General features: G+C 47.5%; 15 protein-coding genes. 2 read left to right on the top strand and 13 right to left on the bottom strand.

Annotated elements, in window-relative coordinates; translation table 11 throughout:
• Positions 1-32 precede the first annotated feature (32 nt).
• The 6 genes from ligA to ABLT31_RS16190 form a co-directional block, all read right to left on the bottom strand.
• Positions 33-2,033 carry an NAD-dependent DNA ligase LigA gene (ligA, locus tag ABLT31_RS16215; RefSeq protein ID WP_367753402.1) on the bottom strand — a complete coding sequence of 667 codons (2,001 nt, stop codon included), beginning with the start codon at positions 2,031-2,033 and terminating at the stop codon, positions 33-35.
• Between the two features lie 171 nt (positions 2,034-2,204).
• Entirely contained in the window at positions 2,205-4,400 is a 2,196-nt protein-coding gene (gene pcrA / locus ABLT31_RS16210) for a DNA helicase PcrA (protein WP_367753400.1), read from the bottom strand.
• Between the two features lie 57 nt (positions 4,401-4,457).
• Positions 4,458-5,153 (bottom strand): heptaprenylglyceryl phosphate synthase, encoded by a 696-nt coding sequence (gene pcrB / locus ABLT31_RS16205; protein ID WP_367753398.1) that lies wholly within the window; start codon positions 5,151-5,153, stop codon positions 4,458-4,460.
• Positions 5,154-5,255: 102 nt separating this feature from the next.
• On the bottom strand, positions 5,256-5,555 hold the full coding sequence (locus ABLT31_RS16200; RefSeq protein WP_367753396.1) for a YerC/YecD family TrpR-related protein: 300 nt from the start codon (positions 5,553-5,555) through the stop codon (positions 5,256-5,258).
• A 258-nt stretch (positions 5,556-5,813) separates the two neighbouring features.
• A complete protein-coding gene (locus tag ABLT31_RS16195) occupies positions 5,814-6,875 on the bottom strand; it encodes a DUF3048 domain-containing protein (protein ID WP_367753394.1) in 1,062 nt (353 codons plus the stop codon).
• Positions 6,876-6,972: 97 nt separating this feature from the next.
• The gene (locus tag ABLT31_RS16190; RefSeq protein ID WP_367753392.1) at positions 6,973-8,751 is read right to left on the bottom strand and encodes an adenine deaminase C-terminal domain-containing protein; all 1,779 of its coding nucleotides are present in this window, start codon (positions 8,749-8,751) and stop codon (positions 6,973-6,975) included.
• A 135-nt stretch (positions 8,752-8,886) separates the two neighbouring features.
• Between ABLT31_RS16190 and ABLT31_RS16185 the strand changes: the two genes are divergently transcribed.
• Both ABLT31_RS16185 and ABLT31_RS16180 read left to right on the top strand, forming a co-directional pair.
• Positions 8,887-9,207, top strand: a complete 321-nt coding sequence (locus ABLT31_RS16185; protein ID WP_367753390.1) for a YgaP family membrane protein — start codon at positions 8,887-8,889, stop codon at positions 9,205-9,207.
• A complete protein-coding gene (locus ABLT31_RS16180) occupies positions 9,200-9,328 on the top strand; it encodes an EYxxD motif small membrane protein (protein WP_367753388.1) in 129 nt (42 codons plus the stop codon). Before ABLT31_RS16185 ends, ABLT31_RS16180 begins: the two co-directional genes overlap by 8 nt.
• Here the strand turns inward: ABLT31_RS16180 and purD are convergent.
• The 7 genes from purD to purQ are packed head-to-tail and all read right to left on the bottom strand — an operon-like array spanning position 9,325 to position 18,117.
• Positions 9,325-10,587, bottom strand: coding sequence for a phosphoribosylamine--glycine ligase (purD, locus tag ABLT31_RS16175; protein ID WP_367753386.1), 1,263 nt, complete (start codon positions 10,585-10,587; stop codon positions 9,325-9,327). The two genes, ABLT31_RS16180 and purD, sit on opposite strands and share 4 nt — an antisense overlap.
• A gap of 18 nt (positions 10,588-10,605) precedes the next feature.
• Positions 10,606-12,138 carry a bifunctional phosphoribosylaminoimidazolecarboxamide formyltransferase/IMP cyclohydrolase gene (gene purH, locus ABLT31_RS16170; protein ID WP_367753384.1) on the bottom strand — a complete coding sequence of 511 codons (1,533 nt, stop codon included), beginning with the start codon at positions 12,136-12,138 and terminating at the stop codon, positions 10,606-10,608.
• Entirely contained in the window at positions 12,135-12,737 is a 603-nt protein-coding gene (gene purN, locus ABLT31_RS16165) for a phosphoribosylglycinamide formyltransferase (RefSeq protein WP_367753382.1), read from the bottom strand. Before purN ends, purH begins: the two co-directional genes overlap by 4 nt.
• A complete protein-coding gene (purM, locus tag ABLT31_RS16160; protein WP_367753380.1) occupies positions 12,734-13,777 on the bottom strand; it encodes a phosphoribosylformylglycinamidine cyclo-ligase in 1,044 nt (347 codons plus the stop codon). Before purM ends, purN begins: the two co-directional genes overlap by 4 nt.
• 14 nt (positions 13,778-13,791) lie before the next feature.
• Entirely contained in the window at positions 13,792-15,228 is a 1,437-nt protein-coding gene (purF, locus tag ABLT31_RS16155) for an amidophosphoribosyltransferase (protein ID WP_367753378.1), read from the bottom strand.
• Positions 15,213-17,444 carry a phosphoribosylformylglycinamidine synthase subunit PurL gene (purL, locus tag ABLT31_RS16150; RefSeq protein ID WP_367753376.1) on the bottom strand — a complete coding sequence of 744 codons (2,232 nt, stop codon included), beginning with the start codon at positions 17,442-17,444 and terminating at the stop codon, positions 15,213-15,215. The genes purF and purL overlap by 16 nt, the downstream gene beginning before the upstream one ends.
• Positions 17,434-18,117: a phosphoribosylformylglycinamidine synthase subunit PurQ gene (gene purQ / locus ABLT31_RS16145; RefSeq protein WP_367753374.1), complete on the bottom strand. Its 684-nt coding sequence runs from the start codon at positions 18,115-18,117 to the stop codon at positions 17,434-17,436. Before purQ ends, purL begins: the two co-directional genes overlap by 11 nt.
• Positions 18,118-18,120 lie beyond the last annotated feature (3 nt).

Raw genomic sequence — 18,120 nt, 5'->3', positions numbered from 1 at the left:
CAGTACCTAGTACCAAGGAAAGCCCTCTCGACTTATAACATCTTAATAAATTCCTCTTCTGTCAATACAGTAATATTTAATTCCTGAGCTTTTTTCAGCTTCGAGCCGGCAGCTTCTCCCGCCACCACGAGATCGGTTTTTGCACTTACGCTTCCCGAAACTTTCCCGCCGCGTTCTTCAACCGCTGCTTGCGCTTCTTTCCTGCTCATTTGCTCCAAAGTCCCAGTCAATACAACCGTCTTTCCGGCAAACGGCGAATCCCCGCTGATTTCCTCTAATCGAGGGCCTTTGTATTCAAAATTAACACCCGCCTGCCTCAATCTTTCAATGGTTTCCCTAACCTGTGGGATGGCAAAATAAGCAGCTATACTGTGAGCCATCTTCGGGCCAATTTCGTCTACAGCAATCAGCTCGTCTTCCGATACTTCCATGATACGATCTAGCGTAAGGAACGTTTGGCTGAGCGTTTTGGCAGCCTTTGCCCCGACTAGTCGGATTCCCAGTCCAAACACTAGCTTTTCAAGGGAATTTTGTTTGCTTGCCTCGATCCCGGCCAGGAGATTATCGACGGATTTTTCCCCCATACGTTCCAGGGAGAGAAGCTCCTCTCTCTTTAGAAAATAAAGATCGGCCACATCTCGAATCAGCTGATGGTTAAAAAGCTGAGTGATGACTTTTTCCCCCAACCCGTCAATGTTCATGGCATTGCGGGAAACAAAGTGAATTAAGCCTTCCCTGATATGGGCTGGACAAGAAGGATTTACGCAGCGAAGAGCCACTTCCTCCTCTAAGCGAACCAGCTCACTCTCGCACTCAGGGCAATGAGTAGGCATCTGATAAGGACGTTCTTCGCCGGTTCTTCTATCGGCCAGCACGCCAACGACTTCAGGAATAATGTCTCCAGCTTTTTTGACAATGACATGATCGCCGATCATCAGGCCTTTTTCGCGGATGATATCCTCGTTATGTAAAGAAGCCCGTTTGACCGTCGTTCCGGCAAGGCTGACTGGCTTTAGAATGGCCGTCGGGGTAACGGCCCCAGTCCGACCCACACTGACTTCAATATCTTCCAAAACGGTAACAACTTCCTCAGCAGGAAACTTATAAGCAGTCGCCCAGCGAGGACTCTTGGCGGTAAAGCCAAGTTCACGCTGCTGCGCATAGCTGTCTACCTTGATTACCATACCATCAATGTCATAAGGAAGCTGGCTTCGCTTCTCTGTCCAACCCTCGACAAATTGGATCACTTCTTCAATCGAAGAAAAAACGCGTCGCTCCTGGTTGACCTTAAACCCCAAGGCCTCTAAATACTGAAGGCCTTCACTATGCGAATCTACCTGATCGCCTTCAAGCAAGCCGATACCATAGATAAACAAATCCAATTCCCGTTCCGCAGCCAGCTTAGGATCTAATTGGCGCAGCGAGCCTGCCGCCACATTGCGCGGATTGGCAAAAAGCTGCTCCCCTTTTTCCTCCCGTCCCTTGTTTAGCTTTTCAAAAGCTCTCCGAGGCATAAAAGCTTCTCCCCGGACCTCAATCGTTCTTGGCTCGGACAGGCGAAGCGGCATCGAACGAATGGTTTTCAGATTTTGCGTAATATCTTCCCCGATCGCCCCGTCTCCGCGCGTTGCCCCTTGCACAAACAAACCATCTTCATAGCGCAGCGACACGGCTAAACCGTCAATTTTCAATTCGCAAACATATCGAACTTCCTCTGAGGTTGCATTTTGCCGAACACGCCGGTCAAAATCCCGCAGATCATCCGCTCCAAAGCTATTGCCTAAACTTAGCATAGGAACCCGATGCTCCACCTTCTCAAAGAAAGGCAGAGGCTCGCTGCCTACCCTCTGGCTGGGTGAATCCGGACTCTTCAAATCCGGGAAAGACTCCTCCAGCGCCAATAGCTCCTTCATTAACTGATCATATTCCTGATCCGTAATTTGCGGATTATCTTTAACGTAATACAAATAATTATGCTTATTGATTGCTTCCCGCAATTCTTCGATTCTTTTTTGCGCAGCCACCAAATCCATACAATTCTCCTTTAGATGGTAATCAAAAACGGTCTATTATACAACGGCGTTTTCTCAGGGTAGGGCTTGGGGATGGGCAAATAACAGGAGTTTTTCCGCCTATCAGCTGTTTTAATAGAAAAAGAGTGAAATAAGCGGATTTTCTCCCGTTATCCAACCCTAACCTAGCCTCTATAACCTTTTTATCGGTGCAAATTTAGCCAAAAGCTTCTTAATCCCTGTCGGCGCTGAAAACGCAATGTCCAGCTCCAAGCCATCGCCTTGTCCTTTCATGCTGACTACTGTCCCTTGTCCCCATTTTCCATGCTCCACCTTGTCACCCAGTTTCCAATCCGCATGAACGTCTGCTCCTTGCGAAGTTGAGGCTGAAGAAGCAACCGTCGGTCTTTGGAACGTACGAGCGGGAGCCACAGCTGGTTTGGGTTCTTCCCCTTCCAATAATTCCTCTGGGATCTCACTTAGGAAGCGAGAAGGAGGATTCATCGTCGTCCTTCCGTATAAGGTTCTCATCTTTGCGCGAGTAAGGTAAAGCTCCTCCTCGGCCCGAGTTATGCCTACATACGCAAGCCTTCGTTCCTCTTCCATTTCCGAATCCTCAAACAGTGCACGCGAATGCGGGAAAACCCCTTCTTCCATACCAACCAAGAAAACGACAGGAAACTCTAATCCCTTTGCGCTGTGCAAAGTCATCAAAATAACCTTATCATCATTATCTTCTTCATCCACACTGTCGATATCAGCTACAAGAGCAAGCTCGGTCAAGAAAGAGGTTAAGCTCTTATCCTCGTTTTTATTCTCAAAATCAAGCGTAACGGACAAGAACTCATCGATGTTTTCCAACCGGGCTTTCGCTTCCAAAGTCCCTTCCGTTTTGTACATTTCTCTGTATTCTGTTCGCTTAAGAACCTCTTCCGTGAGCTCCGTTACACTAAGGAATTCGTTCATTTGCTCTAAATCCTGAATCATGCGGGCAAATTCAACGATCGTTTTCGCTGCCTTTCCGGATAATCCCATTTGATCGCTTTCCATGATGGCCCGATACATGGAGATGCCCTGCTGTCCGGCATAAGCGGCAATCTTATCAATCGATGCCTGTCCAATTCCGCGCTTAGGAACATTGATAATCCGCTGTAAGCTAATATCATCGTCGGGATTACTGATTAGACGCAAATAGGCCAAGACATCTTTTACCTCTTTACGGTCGTAGAACTTCGTTCCGCCAACGATACCATAAGGAATATTGGATTTGACGAAAACTTCCTCGACCACACGGGATTGAGCATTTGTTCGGTAAAGAACGGCAAAATCCCGATAATGCTTTCCTTCCGAGAGACCCTTTTTAATTCGGTCCACAATAAAGAAAGCCTCTGAATGCTCGACATCCGCATTAAAGATTTGAATCTTTTGGCCTTCATTATTTTCCGTCCAAAGATTTTTAGCCTTCCTGCCCATATTATTTTTAATCACACTATTAGCCGCCTGAAGAATTCTCTTCGTAGACCGATAGTTTTGCTCTAGCTTCACTACGTTAGCATTCGGGTAGTCTTGTTCAAAGTTAAGGATATTGGTGATGTCAGCACCGCGCCAACCGTAAATGGATTGATCCCCGTCCCCAACTACACAAATATTCTGGTGCTCATCCGCCAGCATGCGGATCAGCATGTATTGGGCTCTGTTTGTATCTTGGTATTCATCGACGTGAATATACTGGAACTTCTTCTGGTAAAACGAAAGCACTTCGGGAATCTCTTTAAAGAGTTGAATGGTAATCATGATCAAATCATCAAAATCAAGGGCACTATTGCTCTTTAGTTTCTTCTGATATAACTCATATACTCGATGGACAACCTCTTGGAAAGGGTCACCGATTAGATTTCCGTATCGCTTAGGATCCTTCAGCTCGTTCTTGGCTGAGCTGATTCCTGAGAGTACGGCTCTAGGATCATACTTTTTGGGATCTATATTCAGGTCTTTTTGGCATTGTTTAATGACGGATAATTGATCGGAAGTGTCTAGGATCGAGAAATTGCGATTATACCCTAGTCGATCAATATCTCTGCGGAGAATTCGGACGCACATCGAGTGGAAGGTAGCAATCCATATGTCTTCCGCTGCAGGCCCGGCAAGGGCGGAGATTCTTGCTCTCATTTCGCGGGCGGCCTTGTTGGTAAATGTGATCGCCAGGATGCTCCATGGCGCCACCCGCTTGTTTCTCAGCAAGTAACCGATTCGCTGGGTCAACACTCTCGTTTTACCGCTGCCGGCGCCGGCAACGATTAATAATGGTCCTTCCGTTGTTTCCACCGCTTTTCGCTGTTCAGGATTCAAGCCCTTTAAAACATCTTGCTCTCCCGCAAATATATTCATAAGTTCAACCCTTCCTACCTGTTAGGCAATTACTCTCTAACATAAGAACGTCCGTTTCTATTTTATCACATCATTGACTGCCTCAACAGTTTTTAACGCTTGCTTTAGGTCTTCATAGATGATGTTTCCGACCACAACGGTATCTGCCCAATTGGCCATTTCCCGCGCCTGATCTACTGATCGTATTCCTCCGCCATAAAAAAGGCTGGCGTCTCGGATAACGGATTTTACCTCTTTTACAGTCTCTGGATCGCCATAAGCCCCGCTGTATTCTAAATAAACCACTGGCAATTTGAGCATTTGATCGGCCAGACGGGCATAGGCTTTTATTTCATCCAAGCTTAGATTGGTCTTTGAGCCTGTAAGCTTGGCTGCTTCTGCCTCCGGATTTAAGATGATATACCCTTCGACAGCAACCTCTGACCATTTGACCAACGATCCATACTCCATAAGGCCTTCTACATGCTGCCCGAAGATCCATTCGGTCTTTTCCGCATTAAGCACCAAGGGGACGAAATAATAATCAAAGCCGGGAACAACCGCTTGTACATTGGAAACCTCCAAAATGCACGGAATAAGAAAGCGTCTGACCCTTGCTAATAAATCGATCGTATTATCAAAGGAAACCCCGCGAGTTCCCCCAACAATGACGGCATCTGTACCGGATTCGCATACTTTCTCTAGATCCTCATCGGAAATTTCCTTATCCGGGTCTAGCTTGAACACATGTCGCCACTCATTCACATTTATCATGACGGTCATCCTCCTCATTTACTGGTCTATTATACCGAATTATTGAGGCCCGAACAAAAGGAAAAGGACCTTCCGTAAGGAACGCCCTCATCTCGATATCGCTTATTTTTCAGTGGGTTGAACCCTGTCTAAGGCCAATTGGTAGCCATCATTTCCATAATTTAAGCAGCGCTTCACCCTGGAAATCGTAGCCGTACTGGCACCAGTTTCATCCTCGATTTGGTTGTACGTAAATCCTTCGCGAAGCATGCGGGCCACCTCAAGCCTCTGAGCCATGGATTTCATCTCATTGACCGTGCATAAATCATCAAAGAAAGTATAACATTCATCCATATTCTTCAGCGAAAGGATAGCTTTAAATAATTGGTCGAGCTCTTTGCCCTTAAGTTTATCCAACTGCATCGTATATTCACCTCTCAAGCTATGGGATTCTGCAGTGATGTGCTACTTTAAAATTTTTACGAAATAAAGACCTATTAACCTTATATTATTTCATGCTGTACTTTTTTGCAATAAGTAATCGCTTTCACTAGAAAAAACTCGTAGTTTACTAGAATAAACCACATATCAACTAGAAAAATCAATACATTTGCTAGAATCATCTCCAATTTTACAAGAATCACAATGAAACCAAAAAAACCGAGCACAAGTCCGCTCGGTTTATTCCATCTTTACACTTTCGCTAAGCGCTGGCACGCTAGGAATGATATTCACCCATGTATTCCCGGGGTACATCAAGGCTTCCTTGCCATCAATGTAGGCTCGGATGAGTCCGCCCTTTCGTTCCCATGTGATTTCCTGGGCTTTTCCGTGCTGCAGCAAAAATCCTTGTCCTGGACCGAATACGTCAACGTCTCGCCTTCCTTCTTTGTCTAAGATCTTATGAGGAGCGGCAAGAATCATCACGTTTACCGCAGTCAACTGCTCGTCTGTCGTTAAATCCTTGTGGATCTTCCCCGCTGTGGTTCGCTTGTAGCGCTTATTTTCACTATCATACTCGTAACCAATCTTGTATTGGCTCGTATATGCGATTTCTACCTTTTTCGCATCAGTTCCTGCAGCTTCTTCCTCTGGATCCTTGAAAGCGAGCTGAGGAACCTCTGCTTCCATACGAAAGCCTAACTGTTCAGAACCCTTCCAAATCTTATCTAAATCCGTATACAGGTTATGCGGTGCTTTTCGGAAACTCTCTCTCCAAAAAAAGCCTCCGCCGTTAAAAATTTCATCTAGATGGGCCATCCCATTGCCTTTTAGCGTCTGCAGGGCGGCTGGACTGCCTCCCGCATGGACCATGATCGCGTCAAACCCGCTTCCAATGTCTATATAATAAGGCCGTATGCTGCGTACAGGACCAATGACCTTAGGCTTATCGCTATGATAAATCCCTACAAAACGAGTAATGGCTCCTTCGGCTAAAATCTCATAAACGATATCGGCTTTATCTAATCCGGATTGCGGGCGAGCCTGTGGAGCATTATTCAACATGACCATAACCACCCGTTTGGGAAGTTCCTCATTCGTTCCGATTCCTGTAAGGGGTGCGGTATACTTAAAAGATTCCTTCTGTTGCTCTGGTTCAGCTGTTTCTTTTGGTTCTTGTTCAACAGGCTGTTCAACCTGAGGAGGGGTCGGTTCCGTCTTCGAAGCCGTGTCGTCATCCCCACAAGCTGTAAGAACCAGGGAAAGAGCAAGGGAAAAACTAAGGAACAAGCCCTTCTTCATGTCAAATCGCCTCTCTTCTCCATATCTGTCCTTTTGTTTTCGACAAAAAAAGGTAGAATCCTTCTCTTTTTCAAAATTCTTCAAAAAAAGAGAACCCTCATTGTAAGGTAACTTTAGATGAATAAAGCAGTCGTTTCTCCTTAAGTGAAAAGATTCCTTGTGCCGTTAAGCGGAGATCAGGCAAATGGGTAGCGGATAAAAAGAATAATGTGTAAAACGGATCAATATGCTTATGACCCCTCACTTTTAATAATTCCACCAGGCACTCGGTTTCTCTGATCAGCTCTTCCATTCCCAATCGGCTCATTTTTCCTCCTAGCGACAAATCCAACCGGAATAGATCCTCTTTATTATCTTTCAAAACGACTCCCCCACCCCGGTTGAGCAGATCATTGACGGCTTGTGCCATGCTTTCTTTGCATTGGCCAATGACGAGAATATCCTGGGATGCCGTATTGGTCGTAGCCAATGCCTCAAGGTGTTGGGCAAAGCCTTTGATTATTCCGTTCGTAATCCATCCCCCGTTTTGATCAATGAGGCTTACATAACAGTATCCTGCCTTTCCCTCAATATCGATCAAGCCATCTCTCAGATCCAATGCTTCTTCTGCATTTCTGATAATGACTGCATTCAACATCTCGAGGACAGGGACGGTGGGAGCACTCCACTCCAAGTCAAGCCATTCCCTTTTTAACCGCCATGCCTTGTCCATCGGAAGCAGTTGAAGCTGCTCCCAATCCACTTCTGGCCATTTTTCTAAGAGCTTTCCGTTTTCCGCAACCATTCTTCCATCTGCCATCACCTTCAGAGGCCTCGGTTTGCTTAAGTCCTCCAAAAATACAAGATCTGCCAAGCGGCCTGGAGCAATACCGCCGATTTCTTGGTCCAACCCATAGTAAACGGCTGGGTTTAACGTCGCCATGCGATAAGCGGCTTCAGCCGGGACCCCATTTTCCATCGCCAGCTGGATCAGGTAGTCCACACATCCGTTCCGATGAAGGGGAGGCATGGAGCCATCCGTGGTCATCATCAGCCTGGCCGCAGCTGTGGAGTTAAAATCAAAGCCCATTGCAGCTAGTCCTGAAACCAAGTCTGGAATATCTGGACGAATCGAAGAATGACGCAGGGTAGCATACATTCCTAGCCGCAGCCGCCTCATTACCTCTTCCGCATTGATCGCCTCATGGCAGGCGGTCACCCCTAATGCCGCCATCGCATTAAGTGTATTCGAGGATGCCCCCGGATTATGCCCTTCAATTTTTTTGCCGGCATTCCGAGCTTCAGAAATCCCCCGTATCATCCCTTCATCTCCAGCGAGCAGTTCTGGCCAAGAGGTTAATTCACCTGCTTGCAGTACCCGATCGTGTTGAAGCAGTTCGATCAATCGCTCAGTCGTAAATTTAGCCATCATGTCCGGCTGCGTGCTCTGCGGATCGAGCCTAGCCCACCAGAAATTCTTGATAGGCAGCGAGCAGCTGTAATCTAGAAGATAGCTAAATTCCTTTTGCCCCAAGTTTAGGAAATAAACGAGATTATCGTTCACCTGAGTCGTTGTCCCCATACATAGTGAAAATTCACTGAAGGTTTGAACATTGCTGATTTGAAAGGGATGAGCATGAGGTTCAATATAGCCCGGAACAAGGATGAGGCCTGAGGCATCGATCTCGGCAGTTGCGGAATCAACAAGCGGCGCTTTACCTCCTACGTAGGCCACTCGATCTTCGAACAGAACCACGCCGGCTTGCTCCAATTCTCCTGTATATACATTAAGAACCCTTCCATTTCTTATCCAAGCCGTTGCCGGCCTTTTCCCCTGAGATACCTCGATAAGCCCTCTCACTTTCGCTTGATCAAGTGGGCGAATGGGCTTTGCCATAGCCAGACCCCTTTCTTTTTTCTTTATTGTAGCATACTTTAAAATTTTCCATCAGCAGCAAAACCAGCTGCCAAGTATTCTTTTGCCCAGATAGCAAAAACTAAGCGCAAAACGGTTATTGGAGGATTATATAAAATGAAAAAAAACGTAGGCACCATTGATGCAATGATTCGGCTTTCCCTAGGTTTCTTTGCTCTTGGATGGGGGATTTCCCGCATGTCACGAAAATCTCGAGGGTTCATGCCTTTTTTGGTTACCCTACTGGGATCGCAAAAGATCGCGGAAGGTATAACACGGTTCTGCCCTATGTTAGCTTATTGGGGTTGGAGCACAAGGGATGGCCTAGGCCAGGAAAGAAAAATGCCGCCATCCACCAACTACTATGCCCGAAGAAAAATAGAACCCCCTCTCACTGCTCCGCAAACACAGCAGGAAAGGGGGGCTATTCATGAATAGTGCTCGAGTTCTTGAACTAGCTGGAGATAATTTTTTTGTTATCGCAGCTGTTGTAGGTTCTGTTGCAGTCGTTGTCTGGCTGCTGGCAAGAATTAATAAAAAATCGAAGACTCGCTATTAACGCAGCGCTTTTTGGGCAATGTCCTTGCGATAATGCGCCCCTTCAAATCGAATCTTTTCTACCGCTTGATAGGCTTTGTCCCTTGCCTCTTGAACTGAGTTTCCAATGGAGGTAACACCTAATACTCTGCCTCCATTGGTAACCACTTTTCCTTCCTTCAGCTCGGTACCCGCATGAAAGACCATCGCTTGTTCTCCCACTTGATTTAACCCGCTAATCTCCAAGCCTTTTTCATAAGGTCCCGGATAACCTCCGGAAGCCATAATGACACAAACGGCAGCTTCATCCTTCCACTGCACATCTAGATTTTCCAGTTCGCCTGATACGCCTGCAATCAGAATATCTAATAAATCTGTTTGTAAGCGAGGAAGAACGACCTGGGTTTCAGGATCTCCAAAACGTGCATTATACTCGATCACCTTCGGGCCATCCTGGGTCATAATCAACCCGGTATAAAGAATCCCGCGGAACGGGCAGCCTTCTTTTACCATGGCTTGAGCGGTAGGAACGACAATATTTTGCACGACTTCTTCAATTAAGCTTTGCGGCATATGCGGAACAGGAGAATAGGTACCCATCCCTCCAGTATTCGGGCCTTTATCTTCATCAAATACAGGCTTATGGTCCTGGGAAGGAACCATCGGTTTTACCGTGGTCCCATCTACAAAGGACAACAGCGTCATTTCCTCGCCTTGCAGGAACTCCTCAATCACCACTTTGGCACCCGCTGATCCAAATACCTCATCCTTCATAATGTGGCGAAGGGCTTCTTCCGCCTCTTCCAGCGTAGAGGCTACCGTCACGCCTTTCCCCGCAGCTAGGCCGTCTGCCTTTACCACAATCGGAGCACCTTCCTTGCGAACGTAAGCAAGAGCCGCCTCGTAAGTATCAAACGACTCATATTTGGCCGTTGGGATTTCGTATTTCTTCATCAAGTCCTTAGCAAACGTTTTGCTTCCTTCAATCAGAGCAGCCTCTTTTTTAGGCCCGAATACAGCTAGTCCTTTTTCCTCGAAAAGATCTACGATTCCTGCCAATAAAGGATCTTCAGGCCCAACAAAGGTAAGGTCCACCTTCGCTTCTTCAGCGAAAGCAGCCAGCTTTTCTATTTCCATCGCACCAATCGGAACGCATTCCGCTAGCTCCGCGATGCCTGCGTTTCCTGGAGCGCAATAAATCTTATCCACTTTAGGACTTTGTGATAGCTTCCAAACGATGGCATGCTCGCGGCCGCCGCCGCCCACGATCAATATTTTCATTGGAGATCCTCCTCCTGATTAGTGTTTGAAATGGCGAACCCCAGTTAATACCATAGCAATGCCGTGCTTATTGGCTTCTTCAATGGAGTCCTTATCGCGGATTGATCCTCCTGGCTGGATAATCGCCGTAATCCCCGCTTTTGCAGCTTCTTCTATCGTATCTGGCATTGGGAAAAACGCATCCGAAGCGAGTACTGATCCTTTTGCCTTTTCCCCAGCTTGGGCAATCGCAATGCGAGCAGAGCCTACGCGATTCATCTGTCCTGCGCCTACACCCACGGTTTGGAAATCTTTAGCCAACACAATCGCATTGGATTTCACATGCTTAACCACTTTCCAGCCAAATAGCAATTGCTCCATCTCTTCGGCTGTCGGCTTTCTGTCTGTTACCACTTGAAGATCCGCCTCAGTCACTTGTTTGATATCTTCTTCCTGAACCAACAAGCCGCCTTGTACGGAGGACAAACGAAGAACCGGTTTTTGATCCGCCTTTACTTCGCTAAGCTTTAGCAGTCTGAGGTTTTTCTTTTCTTTCAACACTTCTAAAGCGTCATCGTCAAAACCAGGTGCCATGATAATTTCAAGGAACAACTCTTTCATTAACAGAGCAGTTTCTTTATCAATCACTCGATTCGCAGCAATGATTCCTCCGAAGATAGAAACAGGATCCGATTCGTAAGCCTTTTGGTAAGCTTCCAAAATGGTTTTTCCGGTACCCACTCCGCAAGGATTCGTATGCTTGACAGCTACGATAGCTGGCTCGGTAAACTCCTTGACAAGCTGCAATGCGGCATCCGCATCATTAATATTATTGTAGGACAATTCTTTTCCATTTAATTGCTCCGCCGTGCTTAGGGTGCCCACTCCTGCTAATGGCAGCTTGTAGAAGCCTGCCTTTTGATGAGGATTTTCCCCGTAACGAAGATCTTGAACCTTTTCAAACGTTACCGTATATTGATCAGGCCATTCTTCGCCAACCTGCTCGGTTAAATAATTGGAAATCAGCGAATCATAAGCTGCGGTATGACGGAACACCTTAGCTGCCAAACGGCGGCGAGTCTCTAGGCTCACATCTCCTGCCTTCATCTCTTCAATGACGGTTGCGTAATCTTTTGCATCCACCACAACTGTTACAAATGCGTGATTTTTCGCAGCCGAACGGAGCATGGTCGGTCCGCCGATATCAATGTTTTCAATAGCGTCTTCATAGGTCACGTCCGTTTTGCTAATGGTTTCTTTAAACGGATAAAGGTTCACGACCACTAGGTCAATCGGCTGGATATTCAACTCTTTTAATTGCTTTTGGTGCTCTTCCTTATCACGTATCGCTAATAAACCACTGTGGATATTGGGATGAAGCGTTTTGACGCGTCCATCGAGAATTTCCGGGAACCCGGTGACTTCGGAGATGCCTGTTACTTTTACTCCCTGCTCCTTGAGCAGCTTGGAGGTTCCCCCAGTGGAAATAATCTCTACCCCGAGTTTCTCCAGCTCCTTCGCAAATTCCACCACACCTGTTTTATCCGATACACTGATTAACGCTCTTGTCATCGTATTTCCACCTTTCTTCCGTTTAATTCCACTCTGCCTTCCGAAATCCAGCCAATCACTTCAGGCAAAAGCTGATGCTCCTGCTTCTGTATTTTTAGCGATAGGGTATCCTTCGTTTCACCCTTCTCTATGTTTACCGCCTTTTGGGCAATAATCGGGCCCGTATCCATTCCCGCGTCCACAAAGTGAACCGTGATCCCCGTCATTTTCACTCCGTATTCCAAAGCTTGTCCGATCGCATCTTTACCTGTGAATGCGGGCAGAAGGGAAGGATGCAGGTTGATCATGCGGCCGGAATAAGCCGTTAAGAGGGTTGAACCGATTAATCTCATATATCCGGCGAGAACAACAAGCTCGACTTGCATTTCCTTCAGCTTTTCTAGGATGGATTGCTCATACGCTGTCTTATCGGCAAATTCTTTAGGCTGAAAAGAAAAAACAGGAATGGATTCCTGTTCAGCCCTCTTTATCGCAAGCGCACCCGGACGATCACAAACCAACAGCGCAACTTCTATATTTTTTAGCCGCCCTTCTTTTACAGCCTCCACGATGGCTGCAAAGTTAGATCCGGATCCTGATGCAAAGACGGCAATTCTCATCCTTGAGTTCCCCCGATCAAGCGGACCCCATCTTGCCCTTGGGCTACCGAACCGATGCGGTACGCCTGTTCGCCAAGCGCAGAAAGCTTATCCAGCACAGCAGCGCTGTCCTGCTCCGAAACCACAAGGATCATCCCAATCCCCATATTAAACGTACGGTACATATCATATTCCGAGATGTTTCCTTTTTCCTGGATCAAGTCGAAAATAGGGAGAACAGGCCAAGAACCGAGTTCCACCTCTACTTGGACTCCCTCAGGAAGTACTCTTGGAATATTGTCATAGAACCCGCCGCCGGTAACATGAACCATGCCCTTGACTTGATAGTCTTTCAAAAGCTCCAGAAGAGGCTTCACATAAATGCGGGTTGGCGTAAGCAGAGCTTCACCGAGCTTTCCGCCTAATGATTCCACTTCGGACTGAAGAGTCAAGCCGGCATCCTCGAGAAGCACCTTGCGGACTAAAGAAAAGCCGTTGCTATGAACACCGCTGGACGGCAGACCGATGACGACGTCACCAGGTGCAATGGTTGAACCGTCGATAAGCTTTTTGCGGTCAACGATTCCGACAGTAAATCCGGCAATATCATACTCTCCATCAGCGTACATGCCAGGCATCTCTGCGGTTTCTCCGCCAATTAAGGCGCACCCTGCCTGTTCGCAGCCATCGGCAATCCCTTTTACGATCGCCTCGATTTTCTCAGGGAGCACTTTCCCGCATGCGAGATAATCCAAGAAGAATAAAGGCTCAGCTCCTTGAACCACTACATCATTTACACACATGGCTACCGCATCGATACCGATGGTGTCGTGCTGATCCATAGCAAAAGCAATTTTCAGCTTCGTCCCTACTCCGTCTGTTCCGGAAACCAGAACCGGTTCTTCATACTTTTTCATATCGGGCTGAAATAAGGCACCGAAGCCGCCTAAGCCGGTTAGAACTTCTGGCCGGAAGGTTTTCTTAACGTGCTTTTTCATCCGTTCTACCGCTTCATTTCCTGCATCTATATCTACACCAGCGCTGCGATAAGCATCACTCATATCTGTTGTCCTCCTTAGCTAGACTTGCTCACACTTGCACAGTGGGTATCCGCTTCCTCATCTTCATAAATTTCGGTAGGATATTGGCCTGTAAAGCAAGCCAAGCAATGGCCCCGATTCGTATCGCTTGAGTCTCTGCCGACTCCTTCCATTAAGCCTGCTACGGAAAGGAAAGCCAGGCTATCTGCTCCAATATACTCGCGCATTTGCTCAATGCTTTTCTTGGCAGCAATCAGCTCTTCTCTGGTAGAGGTGTCTATCCCATAGAAGCAAGGGTTCATGACAGGCGGTGAACTAATGCGAACGTGAACCTCCGTAGCTCCAGCCTCTCTCAGCATACGGACGATTCTGCCGCTTGTTGTGCCTCGAACAATCGAATCATCGATCATTACCACTCGTTTGCCTTCAACGACCTTACGAACGGCACTAAGCTTCATTCTGACCCCTTGGGCTCGAAGTTCCTGGCTTGGCTGGATGAACGTACGCCCTACATAGCGGTTTTTAATTAATCCCAGCTCATACGGAATGCCTGTTGCTTCGGCATAGCCAATCGCCGCAGAGATGCTTGAATCGGGCACACCTGTTATGACGTCCGCTTCTACAAAGGCTTCTTGGGCCAGCTTTCTTCCAAGTTGCTTCCGTGCTTGGTGAACATTGATGCCATCAATGTCACTATCGGGTCTGGCAAAATAAATATACTCAAACGAACAGATGGACCGTTGGGTATTCCCGGATATTCTTTCGGAGCGGGTTCCTTCTTCATCGATAATAATCATTTCACCCGGCTCCACCTCGCGCCAATACTCGGCTCCGATCACATCAAACGCACAAGTCTCAGAGGAAACCACGTACCCATCCCCGATTCTTCCCAAAGACAAAGGGCGCAAACCATTCGGATCCAACGCGACGATCAGTTTATTTTCGGTCATAATAAGCAGAGCATAAGCCCCCTTGATCATGCGGAGGGATTCCCGAACCGCATCTTCGATCCGATCATAACCGGAACGTGCGATTAAGTGGGCGATAACTTCCGTATCACTTGTCGTCTGGAATATTGATCCTTGACGCTCCAACTGGTGTTTCACTTGCTTAGCATTAACTAGATTCCCGTTATGGGCCAGAGCCAAGTTTCCTTGGCTATATTTGAAAATTAATGGCTGGGCATTCTCGATTCGGCTATCGCCGGCAGTCGTGTAGCGGACATGGCCAATTGCCATATGTCCTTTGATCTTATCTAGTTCCTTGTTGCCGAAGGCTTCCGTAACTAGTCCCATCCCCCGATGATAATTAAACTTCTCTCCGTTGGAGGCACAGATTCCAGCCGATTCCTGTCCCCGGTGCTGCAGGGCATGTATGCCATAGTAGGTCAACTGGGGAGCGTCGGGATGCCCGAACACCCCAAACACTCCACACTCTTCATTTAATTTATCCCAAATTACGTCATCAAACATGGAATCGCATCCTTCCAGGCTGCTTTTGCGTCGGACAAGGATTGGTTAATCGTTTCCTGCCCATTTACGCGAATGGTTAATTGGTCACCTGTTACTTTTCCTAACTGGGCCACAGGAACACCCTGAGCCTTCGCTAGATTCATGATTTCTTCTGCACTTTCCAAAGTAGCAGTCAAAAGAATACGAGATTGGGACTCACTGAACAGAGCTAAATCCGGACGAAGATCAGTAGAAAGATTGATTTCAGCCCCAACCTCTCCAGAAATGCAGCTTTCGGCCACAGCTACCGCTAATCCGCCTTCCGCAAGATCGTGCGCGGATTTGACCCAACCTTTGCGGATGGCTTGCAAGGTCACAGATTGAACTCGCTTTTCTACATCCAGGTCAATTTGCGGAGGACGACCTTCAATTCGGCCAAGCAATAGCTTTTGATACTCAGAACCGCCAATCTCTGCCTTGGTTTCACCAAGGAGCAGGATTACATCCCCTTCATCCTTGAAGGACTGGGTCGTAATATGATCCATATCTTCAATTAATCCGACCATCCCGATCGTTGGCGTCGGATAGATCGCTACTCCGTTGGTTTCGTTGTATAAGCTGACGTTCCCGCCGATAACGGGAGTTTCCAGCTGACGGCAAGCTTCGCTGATTCCATCCGCTGCTTTTTCAATCTGCCAGAAGATTTCTGGTTTCTCCGGACTTCCGAAATTCAGGTTATCCGTAATCGCCAACGGCTGAGCACCGGAGCAAACGACGTTGCGCGCCGCTTCCGCTACCGCAATGGCTCCCCCGTGGTACGGATCAAGGAAGACATAACGGCCATTACAGTCTGTGGTCATCGCCAAGGCTTTACGTGTACCTCGAATGGCAACCACAGCCGCATCCGAACCTGGGTGTACTGCTGTATCGGTTCTTACCATATAGTCGTATTGGTTATATACCCATTCCTTGCTGGCAATGGTTGGAGCAGCTAAAAGCTTCTTTAACGTTTCATTATAATCTTTGGTTTCTTCTAGCTTCGAAGCATCAAGCGTTGCAAATTCTTCATAGTAGCCTGGCACCTGGGATGGCTTGTGATAAACCGGAGCGTCCTCAGCCAACTTATCTACTGGAATATCGGCGAACACTTTTCCTTGATGCAAGATGCGAAGACGGTTGTCATCCGTCACGCGACCGATCACGACCGCATGAAGGCCCCATTTTTCGAAAATCTTATATACTTCTTCCTCTGTCCCTTGTTTTGCTACCACGAGCATCCGCTCTTGAGACTCGGAAAGCATCATTTCATAAGCTGTCATGCCTTGCTCGCGCTGTGGAACCAAGTCTAAATCCAGTTCGATTCCGTTTCCAGCCTTACTGGCCATTTCCGAACTGGAGCTGGTTAACCCGGCAGCCCCCATGTCTTGGATCCCTACAACCAAACCGGAATCAATCAATTCCAAGGTCGCTTCAAGCAGTAGCTTTTCCATGAAAGGATCTCCTACCTGAACCGCTGGACGCTTAGCTTCTGATCCTTCACTCAGTTCTTCGGAAGCAAAGGTCGCCCCGTGGATCCCGTCTCTTCCGGTGGCAGCTCCCACGTAGATGACCGGGTTGCCGATTCCTTTGGCTACACCTTTTTGAATTTGATCATGGTTAATCAAGCCCACACACATGGCGTTGACCAGAGGATTTCCTTCGTAGCTAGGATCAAAATAAATCTCTCCGCCGACCGTTGGAATTCCAATACAGTTTCCATAGCCAGCGATTCCCGCTACAACATTTTCAAATAAATATTTTGTACGCGGCGTATCTAACTCGCCAAAACGCAGCGAGTTAAGCAAGGCAATCGGACGGGCACCCATCGAAAAAACGTCACGGATAATCCCGCCCACACCCGTAGCCGCTCCTTGATAAGGTTCAATGGCTGATGGATGGTTGTGGCTTTCGATTTTAAACACAACGGCTTGGTTATCCCCGATATCGACAATCCCTGCTCCCTCTCCAGGTCCTTGCAGGACGCGCGGGCCGCTTACTGGAAAGCGGCGAAGAACCGGCTTGGAGTTCTTATAGCTGCAATGCTCAGACCACATGACGCTGAAGATTCCTGTTTCTGTATAGTTCGGCTTTCGCCCAAGGATCTCAACGACCTTGTTATATTCCTCTTCAGTTAAACCCATTTCACGGTATACCTGCTGCTCAGCGATTTGTTCAGGGGTAGGCTCTTTATGCTGCACCGTTCTTCTCCCTCCAGTACTTAAGAATTGAAGTAAACATGCGCTTTCCGTCCTCAGAGCCTAGCCAATCATGCACAGCGCGCTCAGGGTGAGGCATCATGCCTAAAACATTGCCTGTTTCATTCATAATTCCGGCGATTTCCGCGATGGATCCGTTCGGGTTATGCCCTTCATAGCGGAAAATGATTTGCTTGTTTTCTTCAAGCTGCTTTAACGTTTGTTCATCACAGTAGTAATTTCCATCACCATGGGCAATCGGGATCTTAATCCATTCCCCTTCGGCATAATCCATGGTAAATGGCGTCTGGTTGTTTTCCACTTTCAAGTCCACCATTTCACAGCGGAACTTCAAGCTTTGGTTCCGTCTCAACGCTCCTGGAAGCAAGCCGGCTTCCGTTAGGACCTGGAATCCGTTGCAGACGCCAAGCACCAGCTTGCCGGCCGCCGCTGCCTTTTTCACTTCTTCCATCGCAGGAGCCAAGCTCGCCATGGCTCCTGGACGCAAGTAATCTCCATAAGAGAAACCGCCAGGAATGAGGATCGCATCATACTTGGAAAGATCCGTTTCCGTAAACCAAACATAATCAACCGGTTGGCCTAGGCAGTCTTCGACCGCTTTATACATATCGATATCACAGTTGGAACCTGGGAATACAATCACCGCAAAATTCATGGT

This window comes from Ammoniphilus soli (genome assembly GCF_040813775.1).
Note: the sequence above shows the minus strand (reverse complement) of the source record. Positions and strands in the feature narration are given on the sequence as shown.

Bases quoted from the DNA above. Each gene is read 5' to 3' on its own strand.
- ligA (WP_367753402.1), bottom strand. From the start codon at position 2,033: ATGGATTTGGTGGCTGCGCAAAAAAGAATCGAAGAATTGCGGGAAGCA.
- pcrA (WP_367753400.1), bottom strand. From the start codon at position 4,400: ATGAATATATTTGCGGGAGAGCAAGATGTTTTAAAGGGCTTGAATCCT.
- pcrB (WP_367753398.1), bottom strand. From the start codon at position 5,153: ATGATAAATGTGAATGAGTGGCGACATGTGTTCAAGCTAGACCCGGAT.
- ABLT31_RS16200 (WP_367753396.1), bottom strand. From the start codon at position 5,555: ATGCAGTTGGATAAACTTAAGGGCAAAGAGCTCGACCAATTATTTAAA.
- ABLT31_RS16195 (WP_367753394.1), bottom strand. From the start codon at position 6,875: ATGAAGAAGGGCTTGTTCCTTAGTTTTTCCCTTGCTCTTTCCCTGGTT.
- ABLT31_RS16190 (WP_367753392.1), bottom strand. From the start codon at position 8,751: ATGGCAAAGCCCATTCGCCCACTTGATCAAGCGAAAGTGAGAGGGCTT.
- ABLT31_RS16185 (WP_367753390.1), top strand. From the start codon at position 8,887: ATGAAAAAAAACGTAGGCACCATTGATGCAATGATTCGGCTTTCCCTA.
- ABLT31_RS16180 (WP_367753388.1), top strand. From the start codon at position 9,200: ATGAATAGTGCTCGAGTTCTTGAACTAGCTGGAGATAATTTTTTTGTT.
- purD (WP_367753386.1), bottom strand. From the start codon at position 10,587: ATGAAAATATTGATCGTGGGCGGCGGCGGCCGCGAGCATGCCATCGTT.
- purH (WP_367753384.1), bottom strand. From the start codon at position 12,138: ATGACAAGAGCGTTAATCAGTGTATCGGATAAAACAGGTGTGGTGGAA.
- purN (WP_367753382.1), bottom strand. From the start codon at position 12,737: ATGAGAATTGCCGTCTTTGCATCAGGATCCGGATCTAACTTTGCAGCC.
- purM (WP_367753380.1), bottom strand. From the start codon at position 13,777: ATGAGTGATGCTTATCGCAGCGCTGGTGTAGATATAGATGCAGGAAAT.
- purF (WP_367753378.1), bottom strand. From the start codon at position 15,228: ATGTTTGATGACGTAATTTGGGATAAATTAAATGAAGAGTGTGGAGTG.
- purQ (WP_367753374.1), bottom strand. From the start codon at position 18,117: ATGAATTTTGCGGTGATTGTATTCCCAGGTTCCAACTGTGATATCGAT.